General features: G+C 45.4%; 12 protein-coding genes and 1 riboswitch. Of the genes, 3 read left to right on the forward strand and 9 right to left on the reverse strand.

Features of this window, described 5'->3' with window-relative positions; genetic code table 11:
• Window positions 1–65: 65 nt before the first annotated feature.
• The 8 genes from mmuM to C161_RS02880 form a co-directional block, all read right to left on the reverse strand.
• Window positions 66–1,133: a homocysteine S-methyltransferase gene (gene mmuM / locus C161_RS02845; protein ID WP_036668135.1), complete on the reverse strand. Its 1,068-nt coding sequence runs from the start codon at window positions 1,131–1,133 to the stop codon at window positions 66–68.
• The gene (mmuP, locus tag C161_RS02850) at window positions 1,111–2,523 is read right to left on the reverse strand and encodes an S-methylmethionine permease (protein WP_036668136.1); all 1,413 of its coding nucleotides are present in this window, start codon (window positions 2,521–2,523) and stop codon (window positions 1,111–1,113) included. The genes mmuM and mmuP overlap by 23 nt, the downstream gene beginning before the upstream one ends.
• 92 nt (window positions 2,524–2,615) lie before the next feature.
• Window positions 2,616–2,717, reverse strand: a riboswitch (SAM riboswitch).
• 70 nt (window positions 2,718–2,787) lie between these two features.
• Window positions 2,788–3,990 carry a Ger(x)C family spore germination protein gene (locus C161_RS02855; protein ID WP_051447013.1) on the reverse strand — a complete coding sequence of 401 codons (1,203 nt, stop codon included), beginning with the start codon at window positions 3,988–3,990 and terminating at the stop codon, window positions 2,788–2,790.
• The gene (locus tag C161_RS02860; RefSeq protein WP_036668137.1) at window positions 3,987–5,087 is read right to left on the reverse strand and encodes a spore germination protein; all 1,101 of its coding nucleotides are present in this window, start codon (window positions 5,085–5,087) and stop codon (window positions 3,987–3,989) included. Before C161_RS02860 ends, C161_RS02855 begins: the two co-directional genes overlap by 4 nt.
• 39 nt (window positions 5,088–5,126) lie before the next feature.
• Window positions 5,127–6,839: a spore germination protein gene (locus tag C161_RS02865; RefSeq protein ID WP_036668138.1), complete on the reverse strand. Its 1,713-nt coding sequence runs from the start codon at window positions 6,837–6,839 to the stop codon at window positions 5,127–5,129.
• A 149-nt stretch (window positions 6,840–6,988) separates the two neighbouring features.
• Window positions 6,989–7,909, reverse strand: a complete 921-nt coding sequence (locus C161_RS02870; RefSeq protein ID WP_156946076.1) for a methyl-accepting chemotaxis protein — start codon at window positions 7,907–7,909, stop codon at window positions 6,989–6,991.
• Window positions 7,910–8,381: 472 nt separating this feature from the next.
• Window positions 8,382–8,906, reverse strand: a complete 525-nt coding sequence (locus C161_RS02875) for a VOC family protein (protein WP_036668139.1) — start codon at window positions 8,904–8,906, stop codon at window positions 8,382–8,384.
• A 228-nt stretch (window positions 8,907–9,134) separates the two neighbouring features.
• The gene (locus C161_RS02880; RefSeq protein ID WP_036606754.1) at window positions 9,135–9,578 is read right to left on the reverse strand and encodes a VOC family protein; all 444 of its coding nucleotides are present in this window, start codon (window positions 9,576–9,578) and stop codon (window positions 9,135–9,137) included.
• Window positions 9,579–9,665: 87 nt separating this feature from the next.
• Here C161_RS02880 and C161_RS02885 point away from each other — a divergent pair, with 87 nt between their 5' ends.
• Entirely contained in the window at window positions 9,666–10,634 is a 969-nt protein-coding gene (locus tag C161_RS02885; RefSeq protein WP_036668140.1) for a helix-turn-helix transcriptional regulator, read from the forward strand.
• 38 nt (window positions 10,635–10,672) lie between these two features.
• On the opposite strand, the gene C161_RS02890 is transcribed toward C161_RS02885, so the two are convergent.
• The gene (locus C161_RS02890; RefSeq protein ID WP_036668141.1) at window positions 10,673–11,854 is read right to left on the reverse strand and encodes an MFS transporter; all 1,182 of its coding nucleotides are present in this window, start codon (window positions 11,852–11,854) and stop codon (window positions 10,673–10,675) included.
• A 169-nt stretch (window positions 11,855–12,023) separates the two neighbouring features.
• On the opposite strand from C161_RS02890, the gene C161_RS02895 reads away from it, so the two are divergent.
• On the forward strand, window positions 12,024–12,905 hold the full coding sequence (locus C161_RS02895; RefSeq protein WP_083684888.1) for a LysR family transcriptional regulator: 882 nt from the start codon (window positions 12,024–12,026) through the stop codon (window positions 12,903–12,905).
• Between the two features lie 21 nt (window positions 12,906–12,926).
• Entirely contained in the window at window positions 12,927–13,601 is a 675-nt protein-coding gene (locus C161_RS02900; RefSeq protein WP_036668142.1) for a VOC family protein, read from the forward strand.
• The last annotated feature ends 108 nt before the right edge of the window (window positions 13,602–13,709 follow it).

Here is a 13,709-nt window from a genome sequence, read left to right on the forward strand (position 1 = left end):
ACACAATAAAACAAGCCCTTCCATACCTCTATAGGATGTGGAAGGGCTTGTTATCGTGATATGAACTAATTCCGCCATTTCTTCGCAAGTGCACCAATCTGATGTGGCGTAGTACGGCAGCAGCCGCCAATAATTTGCGCGCCCGCAGCAACCCACTGTTTCGAAGCATCACTCATGCTGCCACAGGTACCCTGTCCGCTCCACGTCTTCGTCACTGCATCATACGTCTCACCTGAGTTCGGATACACAATAACAGGTTTGTCGCTAGCACTGCTGAGAATACCCACTGCTTCCGTCACCACTTCCATCGGAGCACAGTTCAGGCCAATCGCCGCAATCTGCGGCTCGGAGCCAAACGTCTGTGCACATACCTCAAGCGGTGTGCCCTCGCTGATGCTTGTCCCGTCTTTTAAAGAAAAAGATAACCAGGCATACGCATGAGGGAACTCCTTCAGTACATCAACCAGCACCTGTGCTTCCTGCAGGGAAGGAATCGTCTCAAACGCCAGAATATCAGCACCCGCTTCAAGCAGCGCCGCCATACGTGGACGGTGAAATGCGGCCAGCGTCTCATCCGACACGCCGTAATGTCCCACATACTCTGAACCATCCGCCAGATAGGCGCCGTACGGACCAACGGACCCGGCAATAATTGGACGTGGACGAAAACTGTCTCCTTCGCGATCTACTGTACGATCTGTTATATGCTCCTCATTCTCTACGTTCTCGGAACGTACCGAAGGAGCTTCTACAAGCTGACCTGTCGAGCTTTCTCTCCCTACTAAACTACTCTGCACTTCTGCCCACACGTCATCTCTCGCCTGTACAGCCAGTTCCACCGTCTTGCGGATCAGCTCCAGTGCTGACTGTTCATCGATCCCTCTCTTGCGGAAACCATCCACCGTCGCCTGATAACTGGATGTAATCGCACAGTCGGCTCCTGCTCGAAAATAATCTGCATGGACCTGAACAATAACATCCGGATTCTCAAGCAACACACGAGCAGACCATAGTGGATCATCGAGATCACATCCATGCTGTTCGAGTTCCGTAGCCAACGCTCCATCCAGAATCATGACCGGATGTTCACGAAGGATCTGTTCCATGGGGTTAGTCTGTTGTTCTTGCGTCATGTACTTGTCCTCTTTTCTTATTCACACGTTCTGTCAGATAATAAGCAGCGTAACATACTGCGATAAACGGAACCCCACAATACAGCGCAATTCGCTGTGTCGGGTCAAAGGCAATACCTATGCATGAAGCCAGGCATAATATAAATGAAACAATTGGTACCACCGGATACAGTGGTGTGCGGTAGACCAGATCTTTGACCGCATGTCCTTCCCGGATATATTGTCTGCGGAACATGTATTGGGAAGCGCTGATGCTCATCCATACCGCAACGACAGCCAGACCTGAAATGGAAACCAGCGTAATATACACCGTACCTGGCGCAATAATACTGGACAGCAATGCCAGCGCACCACCCACCATACTAATCAGAAGTGCATTCAGGGGTACCCCGCTTTTGGTCAATTTGGCAAACCACGGAGAGATCGTTCTTTTGTCAGCCAGAGACCAGAGCATACGTGAAGATGCATATAGGCCTGAATTGGCAGCAGAGAGAATCGCCGTCAGAATAACAAAGTTCATAATATCTGCTGCATAGGGTACACCCACCCGCTCCATTACCGCTACAAATGGACTTTCCAGTACACTGGCATCCGACATGGGTAGCAAGGCCGACAAGATAACAATCGTTCCGATGAAGAAAATAACCAAACGCCACAGCGTTGTATGAATAGCCTTTGGTATCGTCTTTTCCGGGTTCTCCGTCTCACCGGCGGCAATCCCGATTAACTCGGTGCCTGAGAAGGCAAAGTTTACAGCAAGCATGGTCATCAATATCGCTGTAGCCCCATGAGGGAACCACCCGGATGCGGTAATATTCGATAGAAATGGAGCCGGTTCAGAATCCGCCATGGGAATGAACCCAAACATGGCTGCGCCACCGATAATAATGAAGATTACGATAGTCACTACTTTTACAGATGAGAACCAGAACTCGGATTCCGCAAATAATTTCACCGTTAGAGCGTTAAACAGAAAGATCATCAGTGCAAAAACCGCGCTCCATATCCATACGTTCACCGATGGGAACCAGCGCTGCATCAGCAATCCGGCGGCTGTGAATTCGGAGCCAAGCGCAACAGTCCAGGTTAACCAGTATAACCAAGCCACCGTGTAACCTGTTGCTGGTCCGATATATTTGGCTGCATAACTATGAAATGCTCCCGTCTCTGGCATATGAACAGACAGTTCACCAAGACAGAGCATCACCAGATATACAACGATCGCTCCGATCAGATAGGACAGAATGGTTCCCAGTGGTCCCGCCTGCTGAATGGTGTAACCTGAGCTGAGGAATAATCCCGTTCCAATGACTCCTCCGAGAGAGAGCATGACCACATGCCGTGCCTGCATTTTCCGCTGAAAATGCCCTTTGTCGTTGTTGTTCTCCATACCTGCTGCTCCCCTACTTCTTCATCCAGAAAAAACAAAAAAGACCCACTCTGCCTAAAGAGTGCGCCGTTACTGACAAATAAAAACAAACGCTCCTATCTATCAGGCTTTCACCCGCTGGAATTAGCACAGTATCCTTCAGATCTGTTGCTGAGGTTTCTAAGGGCCAGTCCCTCCACCTCTCTGGATAAGAAAATGATTTTTTACTAATATAGCGATCTATCATGAATGTGTCAACAATTAAATAATATATGGCACACCTCGCTATTCGGTGGAAGACCCCGGATTCGTGATGGTGGTCTTTACCTCATAGGTGATCGGCACGGTGCTAAAAATTTTATCCCAATCGTCTTTGACTTTTTTCCATGTTTTAGGTTCTTTAATACGCAAGCTATCCCGAAAATCCGCAACATCTACTTTATAGGTATGCTGCAGTTTGTATAACAACTGTCGAATCTGTTGTTTGGCAAGTTCAGCAAATTCTTTTTCCAATTCACTGAGATACGCACCTTTTTCCTCTTCCTCGGGAGCACGCCAATCCTCCATCAACCAGCCTTCGGATTCAGTTTTCACATGGAATGAAATATCATCGCCAACCACTTTTGGAATTATTGTTGTTTTTTTCTTCTTCATTTCATATACAACAGTGAACCCCTCTTTATTGTATGTCTTCAAGATACCTCCTTTTTCTTTAGGTCTGAGCCAAGATAGCCCTTCTAGATCCGTTTGGCTGAGTTCCCCGATGAATTTTGTTGTTTTCCCATCAAAGATACTGGCACCGGAGAACTTGTCCTCTCCATTGAAGTTCAGTACATTCTGGAGCAAAAAGCTGGAACCGGATTGCATTTGAGCATCTAATTTGGAGAGTAGAACGGGGTCCAGGATTTTATTGGACAAGTATGAATTACCGGTAATACCTGTAAGATAAAATGCTGGAATCCGGGAAGGATCATCTGAAGTCAGTACATCAACAGCGCGATGATGGCTAATCAACACCAGACAGTTAGGACGAATATCGTTATCCCGAAGTACAAAATCCAGCAGCTGGTCCAAACCATACTTTTTGGCGATATCCTTGGACACAACGATAACCTTCAGATGATGTCCGATGAGCGGATGATCTCGTCTCAGTGCAAACTGACGAAAGATTTGCAGCAAGGAATCTCCGGTAAGCTGTTCATTGGAATAGGACGTTTTACCAGAAGCAGGCGAACCGGATTGTTGGCTCTTTTGACTGCTGGAATTACCGGGAGCAATCTGTACCGTGGCCGTCAAATTGTTCTGCTTGGAGTACCCTCCTCCCTGATTGGCGATGTTCTCCTCAAATTCCGTCTCTTTACCGATATCAATTCCAAGACCGACATAGACACTTAGATCCTCTATCTCCCGACTGCTCCAACATCCGGATATCGTTAAGAGAATGCATAATACAGTGGCTAAGCGTAACAACATACGGAATGTAATCATGCATGCTTGCCTCCTTTTTTGCGAATCAGACTTAACAACAGTAGTACCAGAGGTAAAATGCCAAACAAAAATACGGACACATTGCCCAGCATATCTCCTAGTGCAAAAGTATCATCCACTGTTTTGGGTATCATTGCTGTCAGATAAATGAACGGAAGCAGGCCGTACATGATGCCTTTGATTTTTTTGGAACGAAACAAATCACGAATACCCACCGAAGCGCAGTAATGTGTAATTGCTGTAGTCGAAAAGATTTGCATAATCCAGATGACCAGTAATAAGGATTCAAAACGCTCAAATATCAGACCCTGAATTTCGAAGCTTCTTACCAAATCCAGCGTTGGCCAGGTTCGAGTTTTAATGCCATCGAGCGATAAACTCCCTATAACCATCACCACCGTGATCAAGTAGATAATAGTGGATATGAGTATCCCCCAGGTCATCGCTTTATTGCTCTTCTTCGGATTTTTCATATAGGCAGTCATGATTAACATCACCTCATAGCCCGTATAAGATAATAGTGAAGGCTTCAACCCTTGGAAAACGGGCATAATCCCATCACCGAGGACGGGTCTCAGATTGCCAATCTCGAATAGCTGATTACTAAGCAAAATTTCAATCACAAATATAATAATCGTAATCGGAAGGATGATCTCAAACACGCGTACGATAACGCCAAGCCCGCCTGAAATCATATATACACCGATCCACATGAAGACCATCACAATCGCCCAGGTGGGGGTGCGTTCGAGCAGATACATCCCAGTTACTTCAGCCATAACTCTGATTTCGAATGCGGCAATAACTATGAAATACATAATCATAGACAATCCCAGTATGTAAGCAATCCAGCTGCCCGTAATCTCACGGGTGAACTGGAAGACGGTTTTCTCCGGAAATCTTCGACACAGGGTAACCAGAATTATTCCGACACCTATGATAATGAATCCAGATAGGATAATGGAAATCCAGACATCGGGTGTTCCGACAGCTTTGCTGGTCGTTCGAGGTAACGTCAATATCCCGGCACCAAGCATGTAATTGACAATAATTACAACAGCCTGTGTCGTGGTTAGCTTTCCTTGGGAGCCATTCACTTTAGTTCACCTCCAGACCTTCAGTAGATGGAATTCCATTTATTTTTTCCGATCATCATCGATCGGATTAGTCATTTTGGGACGCATTCTCATCATATTTAGCGGTGCACGGATAACAAAATCCTTCCATTCATTCATGTGATAGGGAACGGCTGGTGCAACATAAGGTACGCCAAAGCTTGAGAGTCGTGCCAGATGTGTACACACAAGCAGAAAGAACATAACCACGCCAAACAATCCGAGTACGGCTGCGCTGAACATAGCGGCAAATCGTAGAATCCTTAGCGTTAATCCCGCACTATAGACCGGAATCGTAAAGGAAGAGATGGCTGTTACCGCAACGACAATGACCAGAAATTGGCTTATTATTCCCGCTTGCACGGCTGCTTGGCCAATAATCAGACCTCCTACGATACCCATCGCTGGCGCAATCGGTTTGGGCAAGCGTATCCCGGCCTCCCTCAAGATTTCAATTGAAAGCTCCATGATGAGTACCTCAATAATTGAGGGGAATGGCACTCCGGTACGCGTTTCAATAATCGTCAATACCAGCTTGGTTGGAATAAGACCCGGATGGAACGAGATAAACGAGATATAGAGCGCAGGAGCAAGCAATGCCAGCATCGCGGCCATAAAACGCAGCACTCGCAAAAATGTTCCAGGAATCCAGCGTTCATAATAGTCCTCTGGAGACTGAAGCAACATGCTAAAGGTCACCGGTACAATTAATACAAATGGCGTTCCATCCAACAAAATTGCCACTCGGCCTTCCAGAAGGGCACCCATCACTCGGTCAGGTCTTTCCGTATTCAGTACCTGCTGAAAAGGACTCAGCGTATTATCTTCGATGAGTTGTTCCACATAACCTGATTCGAGCATTGAATCCATATCCATCTCTTCGATTCGCTTGCATACTTCTGCAACGAGATTTGGATCGGCAATATCCTGAATATAGGCTATCGCCAAATCTTTTTTGATCCGTGAACCCACTTCATACTTCTTAATAAACAGGCTCTGATCACTTCCATAACGACGTAAAATGCCTGTATTATCGCTTAATTGCTCTGTAAAACCAATACGAGGCCCACGAAGCAGTCCCTCTGACAAGGGTTCATTCATACCTCTTGTTTTGATCTTATGAGCTCCAATTAATAAAGCACCTGGCAAACCATCAACCAGCAGTGCATTTTTCCCAAACAACACACCAACTGCGAGTTCTTGGAGGGACTTCGTCTCCTCAACCAGACTGACAGGAAGTAATTGATCTTGCAGATATGCCGACAGTAAGTGTGCGTTGTCTGGATGAAGGAAACCCTCCTGCTTAAGTAGAGGAACACCTTCGAACATCAACGGTGTAATCAAGTGATCATCAACTAAGTCTTGATCTACCAGGCCTTCGGTATAAATGACCGCAGCCCGTGTATTCGTTCCCCTAATAATAAATTCCCGAATATGCACGTCTGCATTGAGTCCAAAGCTTTCTTTCACACTCGTCAGATTTATGCTGTACTTTTCGGTTAATTTAATATTGGCATAGTGGCCTGTTTCGGTCCCTTCACCCTGCCCTTTGGCTGCTGGCGAGATATCCTTCGAGGATATGGACGATGGCTTCGAACGAGAGAAGCTTCCGCGCTTAATGGCAGCATTGATCCAGCGCATGCTCAATGTAATACCAATTGGAATGATGAAGACCAAGAATGCCTGAATCCATATGGACCAATCCGGCACGTAGGATACAATTGTTGACCACATGTTCCCACCCCAACATTTCTCTGCATGACATAGCTGCAGGTATTCCCAAGTATTGTGTCCCCGTTTGATCACAATAATTCCCGTTTTTTTGAGTACTGAACGACAAAAAAAACGGTTCCTGTGCAAGGAACCGCTATTACTATATATTGTTATACGATTCTGGTCACATGCTCCGCTTTGGCATCCAACAAGTGAGCTGAAGCAGCAATTACTGTAAAATCATTCAATGCGATCTCAATCTGCTTCTGGCTCTGCTCCACATATTCTTCTACTTTTTTGGTACCACCCGTGATATTACCAATCTCCTTGGTTATTCCAGTCACGCTATCACGAATCTCATTAATCGAACTCTCCACCATTGCGGATAGTTTCTTAACTTCCTTGGCCACGATATCAAATCCTCGTCCGTAATCTCCTGCATGTGCAGCCTCAATGGCAGCATTCAACGCGAGCAGTTGCGTCTGAGACGAAATCTCGCGTATCGTTCGTACCACGCCCTGAATCGATCCGGCCTGTTCCTGCAAATGAGTCAGCGTTGCACGGTTAGAAGTTGACACCTCTGAGATATAGGAGATACTGGACATCAATTCCTGACTCCGTTCAATGCCTACATCTGCCTGCCCATTCAGTTCATGAGACATCGTTTTCAGCTCATTCACTACGACGGAAATGTTGTTCTGACGGTTGGTAATGTTGGTGGCGATTTTGGAGACACCCAGTATCTTCTGATTCGTTTCATCGTACACCGGCATATATGTCGCCTCAAGCCATACGGAATTCCCCTTTGCATCCTTGCGTTCAACCTTGTCCTGGAAGCTGACACCATTAAATATGCTATTCCAAAAAGCATCATATTCCGGAGTATTTGCAAATTGACCGAAGCACAGTTGCTGATGCTTCATGCCGTACATCTCATCTACCGTATATCCCATCGTCTGGGCAAAGACTTCATTCACGTAGGTTACCCGGCGATCCAGATCGAATCGAATGATAGCAAGACTTTTCTCCATCGCCTTGATGACCATTGCATCGGTGACAACATCTTTCTTTTCCATATCTAATATAGACACTTGATAACCCCCACAGTTCATTCCATAATAGACAGCCTTTAACTAGCAAAAAACAATCATAACAACATATGTATCCATCAGGTTCTAGATGGCTCTACTATGGATACCCGATTTGCAGCATTTTGGATCACCTGTTGTTATTTATTTTTATTGCAACCCTGTGAAGTCAAAATATATAGTTGTTCCTTCGTTTCAATGCTTCTTCAATATCCTGGATAAAAGGGTTCCATCAACATACTTTCGGAGCATATTCATCGTCCAGAAAAGAGACGTTATAACTTATCTTATCCGTAAAATATCTCTGTATCTACTAGTACGTATCGTAACATAAGGCAAAGAGGTATACACTTCTGTATTTGTAACGTATTTGTAACATAATTTCTGTTTTTTAATAACCGTTTAACCCCTATATACAAGAAAAACAGAACGATTTATCATGCGTCGTTCTGTTTCTTATCCAGTCTCATCTTTATTATTTTTTTCGTGGTGTCCAGCGCTTTGTTTCACTGTGATTTGGATACTGAATGCCCGCAGGATAAGAGATCAGCTCGATCAGCATCCCCCAAGGTGCTCTTCCATACACAAACTGATTGCCTTCCCCACCTTCAATATGACCGGTCAACGCCCCAGGCTCTGTTAGCAACACCCCGCCCGCTTCCTTGAAGTGTCGTGTAGCTTCTTGCATATCGTCCACATACAATGCCATATGCTGCAAACCATAATCCGATGCCCTAACTGGCTCTGATTGCGCTGTATTCGCGTACTGAAATAACTCTATACTAGCGCTCTCCCCGAGCGATAACATCCGAATATGAATAACCTTTGCTCCTGAACGCAGTCCTAATTTAAGCTCTGCCTCGGGTCCTTCCTGTGGGGGATCATCCGGCGTTATATGGTCATAGGCAAGTTGAGCTCCAAACGCCTGTTGTAGAAATAGTGTCGCCTGCTCCATGTCCGGTACAGTTATTCCAATATGGTCAATTCCTCTCGTAATCATGTTATCCCTTCTTTCCTTTATCCATTGAACTTGCTTGTACACAGCGACATCCGTACTTATATGATTTACACGAAAAGGGGTCCGCTTTAACATTGGTTGCTCGAACGACCTGTGTATAGAAACCGAAAAAAGAAGAGCGCATGATATCCATGGCTCTTCTTTTTTTGATGTTTTTAAGTTAGTTACAGGTTTACATACCGAGTGCTTAACCGGGGGCCTGAACTCATTTTAAAAATCGTGCACAGTGACACACAGCTGAATCGCAATGCCAAATGGGTCCCTTACAATACCGTATCCTGGGCTGAATTCATTCTGTTCATACGGTACCAGTATCTTCACGCCCTCATGTTGCATCAGAGAATGATACAGTTGATCGATGGTATCTTTATCCTTGGATTGAATACATAGTGACGTGCTGTTCCCCAGCTGCCATGCTCTCTCCGTGTCCATTGCTTCTTCCGCAATCATGACTTTGTTAACCCCAATCTCCAGCACCGAATGTGTAATATACTCATCTTGACCGGCAGGGTACTCGAAACCTGGGTTCATCTCCTTCATCTCTTTATAACTTTTCTTGAATATCACCTTGGCGCCCAGAAACTCCTCATAAAAAGCAATGGCTGCCGCCGCATCCCCGTTCATCGACAAAAATGGTATCACTTCAAAATTCATTATATTGCCTCCTTGTTCCTATTGGATTACACTTATCACTATAACAACGAAAGGTGCCAATCTATGGCACCATTAAGAGGGTTTGATATGAAAAAATCAGAACGTATGAACCAGATGCTACGCTTTATTAATCAAAAACAACAGTTCACCCTGCAAGATCTCATGCAGGAGTTCCAGATCTCCAAACGAACCGCGTTAAGAGATATCGCTTCATTGGAAGAGTTAGGTGCGCCCATCTATGTCGAATATGGACGCTACGGCGGATATCGACTGCTGCAACAGATGCAGCTGCCTCCCATTTCGTTTAATACGGGGGAGCTTCATGCCCTTTATTTTGCGATGCAGGCTCTCCGCAGCTTCTCCAGCTTACCCTTTCAAGTCTCTTTCCGGACCATTCATGAGAAATTTATGAGCGCGTTATCCGACAAGCAACGACAGGATATTGAGAACATTCAACACCGGGTTTACTTCCAACATACCGAGCAGATCCGCGACAGTGCACATTTGGAGTTTCTGTTGATGGCTGCTGTTCAGAATATAGTGATCCAGATTACGTACGCTAATCAGCGTAGATCCTCTGATCAAAGGCCATCTTCTGCAAACACCAATATCCGCACCATTCAACCCATCGCGCTCTATGCCAGGAAAGGTTATTGGTATTGCCAGGCCTATGATCTGCATAAACAAGCGTATCGTGTTTTTCGCTGCGACCGCATCATTTCAGCCGAAACAACGGAGATTGAACCTTTAACTCATGTAAAGGAACTCTATTCACAGGATGCCCAAGCTCTATGGAAACCATCGGAACAAGCAATTCCATTCAAATGCCTGATTGATGAAGCCGGAATGGAGCTATTCCAGCAAGAACATTTCCCATCTATGCAGATCATCGAGAAGAGGGGACACATGTATCTTGTCGGTTCATATGAACCTCACGAGCTTGATTTCATAGTGAGATATCTTGCAGGCTATGGTAAATCGATTAAGATTATGGAGCCCGTCATCTTACAGAAAGCATTAAGGCAGTACTATCTGGACTTGTTGGATCATGTCTAAAGATCATATTTCTATATCCATTTTACTTCACATGCCTTTTAGCTCTGCTCCCGGCTAACTTTTAACCTTTTTTTATTGCCAATAGCCAATTGAACGATAATCTGCAACACGATGATGATAGCCAAACCATAAAATGCTTGCACGAAGCTGCCTGTTAGATCGCGGAGCCAACCAATCGCCAGCGGTCCAAGTGCTCCAAGAATGTAGCCACCAGATTGAGTCATAGCCGACCAGCTACTCGCTTCCTGAGCATTGTTTGTCTCATCAATCGGCAACATGAGTGCAATTGGGAACAGTCCACCTGCACCAATACCGAGCGGAATCGCCGCGAGCCACGGACTGACAGAGAGATTCAGCATCAGGACACCTATTAACTCCAACATCGCACATCCAACAAGCCAGAAGACACGTCTTTGGTACCGATGTACAAGCATGGGAATGAATAACGTTGAGGGCAATGATATCAATGTAAATAACGTTTGGATGTTGCCAGCAGTCTCTTGGCTATATCCATGGCTCTGAATGGCTGGCGCAAGCCAGGCGGTTAATGAATAGAAGATCGCGGCCATCAGTCCGAAGAACAGTGTCAGCACCCATGCACGCCTGTTCTTCACCGGAAGTGATGCGTGGACTACAGCCGAAGTTTGTCCGGATTGCCGCTCTGTACGCGCAGACCAAGCTAATTTTAACCAGATCGGCAATGCAATGGCTGCGAGTAATGCCCATGTAGCCAAAGAACCTCTCCAAGATCCACCCAACGTCTGCTGAAGCGGGACCGATAATCCCACACTAATGCTGGCCCCCATCACCATTGCTGTAGAGTAGATGCCGACCATGGCTGCCACTCGGTTAGGGAAATACTGCTTAATGAAGCTGGACAACAGCGGCCCTGCCAATGCAATCCCTACACCTGACAGAAAAGAAGTGAACATCATCAACGGAGTTGCGCCTACGAACAATCGTAATCCCGTACCTATCCCAATAAGGATTAAAGCCAGCACAATGGCTCCTTCGTTCCCCCACCTTCTACTTAGTCTTACAGAGAATGGAGCGAATATGCCCATACATAATACCGGTAGTGTAGTTAACAGACTGGCGGTCATGCCGCTCAAACCCAGATCATTCTGTATGGTACTCATCAGAGGAGAAATGGAAGTAATCGGTGGTCTTAAGTTCAGTGAAGTCAGAATAAGCGCCAATACAATATAAAAAAGTTTCATTATGAATCACCTCATGGGAGTAGTCTCGTTGCCTTCACCAAAGATCCTATTCTTTAATGACAAGATCTTCGGGTGGTGCACGAATTAAGTATAGGATCATTATAATGATTGAACAATACTATTGTTTCTATTAAAATGATTACTAAAACCAATGATTAGAGGTGAATTCATGGAGATTCGTCAAATGGAAAACTTTATTACGGTGTGCGAGGAGCTTCATTTTACACGGGCAGCTGAGAAACTTGGCATATCTCAACCTACGTTGAGTCAACAAATACGTGGGTTGGAAGATGAACTTGGTGTTCCTTTGTTTGACCGCGTCGGCAAAAAGATTGTGATGACCCAGGCAGGCACTCTGTTTCTGGAGCACTGTGTACAGATGATCCGGCATTTACAGAATACCCAGGATGCTCTAGCTGAATTTCGGAATGATCAGCGGGGACGATTGGTTATTGGTGTTCTTCCGTCGGATTTGGATTACCGTATCACTCCATTGCTCGTTGATTTTCATGCCCGATTCCCCAAGGTACAATTGAAGGTTATCTCTTCGATCTATGTCGTAAATCAAGTGTTGGAAAATGAAGTCGACATCGGCATCGAGATCACGTCTGCCCCGGATAGGCGGCTTGTACGCATTCCTTTGTGCAGTGAAGAATATGTACTCGTCGTTTCCGAGAATCATGATTGGGCTGAACGAAGCACAATTGAAATTCAGGAGTTACGTGATATCCAAACGGTGATGTTCCCCGAAGGATTCACAGGCAGAGAATTGGTTGATGGCTATTGCCGTAAATATGGATTTACCCTAAATACCATCATGGAGACCAGTTCGGCAACCTCCATCATTAGCCTGGTCAAAGCCAACGTCGGAGGAACACTGCTGCCTTATCCTCTGATCAAAGCCATGAATGAGCCCACGCTACGTTGCATCCGAATTACAGACGATCCGCCATACCGGCACTTTGAGATCATCCATCGGTCCGACCGTTACCTGACGCAATCGGCCAAGGCATTTATTGAGAAAACAATCGAGTATTTCAATCAAAGGTGAGATTAAAAGGAGGATGTTGAAATGATAATAAGAGAAGTTGGTTTGTTGACACATCAGGTCGAGGCCATAAAAGAGTTTTACGGTACACTACTGGAACTGAATCTTGTGGAGGATAATGCAACATGCGTTTCATTCCGTGCGGGGAACTCGGTCCTCTCTTTCAAGAAGGCGCCAGAACAAGAAAAGCCCTACTATCATGTAGCATTTACGATTCCAACGAATAAACTTGCTGATGCAAAAAGATGGGCTCAAGACCGTAACATTTCATTGCTATCCAAAGATGGACAAGATGAATTCTATTTCCCCTACTGGGATGCAACCGCCTTCTATTTTTATGATCCAAGCGGCAACTTGATGGAATTTATCGCTCACCATTCACTCGATAATGGAGTTGATGAAGCTTTTGAAGCGAAGCATCTGTTATGTATTAGTGAAATCGGTCTGCCTGTCGATGATGTTCCTGAGACAATGAACACATTGAATGAGCATTATCAACTTGAACCATTTGCCGGAGACGGAAAACAATTCTCCCCCACGGGTGATGCAGAAGGTATGTTTATTGTCATTGATAAACAGATGCCCTGGTTCCCAGACGGGCGTATGCCTGGTGTATTTGCTACAGAGGTGAAGGTGGAAACTGGGCAGCCCGGTAGTCTGCGTATACAGGACGGCCTATACTCCATTGTATCTAATTAAAGGAGAACAACTAAAAAAGCCGAATGAACTCAGGAATATGATCCTGACTTCACTCGGCTTCTATGACTTGACTTTAAACTCGTCTGCAACGATTGGCAATTACTTTAA

The organism is Paenibacillus sp. FSL R5-192 (assembly GCF_000517845.1).
Taxonomy (GTDB): Bacteria; Bacillota; Bacilli; order Paenibacillales; family Paenibacillaceae; genus Paenibacillus; species Paenibacillus amylolyticus.

What these genes read in the sequence shown, in the direction of transcription:
- mmuM (WP_036668135.1), bottom strand. Translation starts at nt 1,133, where the DNA reads ATGACGCAAGAACAACAGACTAACCCCATGGAACAGATCCTTCGTGAA.
- mmuP (WP_036668136.1), bottom strand. Translation starts at nt 2,523, where the DNA reads ATGGAGAACAACAACGACAAAGGGCATTTTCAGCGGAAAATGCAGGCA.
- C161_RS02855 (WP_051447013.1), bottom strand. Translation starts at nt 3,990, where the DNA reads ATGATTACATTCCGTATGTTGTTACGCTTAGCCACTGTATTATGCATT.
- C161_RS02865 (WP_036668138.1), bottom strand. Translation starts at nt 6,839, where the DNA reads ATGTGGTCAACAATTGTATCCTACGTGCCGGATTGGTCCATATGGATT.
- C161_RS02875 (WP_036668139.1), bottom strand. Translation starts at nt 8,906, where the DNA reads ATGATTACGAGAGGAATTGACCATATTGGAATAACTGTACCGGACATG.
- C161_RS02880 (WP_036606754.1), bottom strand. Translation starts at nt 9,578, where the DNA reads ATGAATTTTGAAGTGATACCATTTTTGTCGATGAACGGGGATGCGGCG.
- C161_RS02885 (WP_036668140.1), top strand. Translation starts at nt 9,666, where the DNA reads ATGAAAAAATCAGAACGTATGAACCAGATGCTACGCTTTATTAATCAA.
- C161_RS02890 (WP_036668141.1), bottom strand. Translation starts at nt 11,854, where the DNA reads ATGAAACTTTTTTATATTGTATTGGCGCTTATTCTGACTTCACTGAAC.
- C161_RS02895 (WP_083684888.1), top strand. Translation starts at nt 12,024, where the DNA reads ATGGAGATTCGTCAAATGGAAAACTTTATTACGGTGTGCGAGGAGCTT.
- C161_RS02900 (WP_036668142.1), top strand. Translation starts at nt 12,927, where the DNA reads ATGATAATAAGAGAAGTTGGTTTGTTGACACATCAGGTCGAGGCCATA.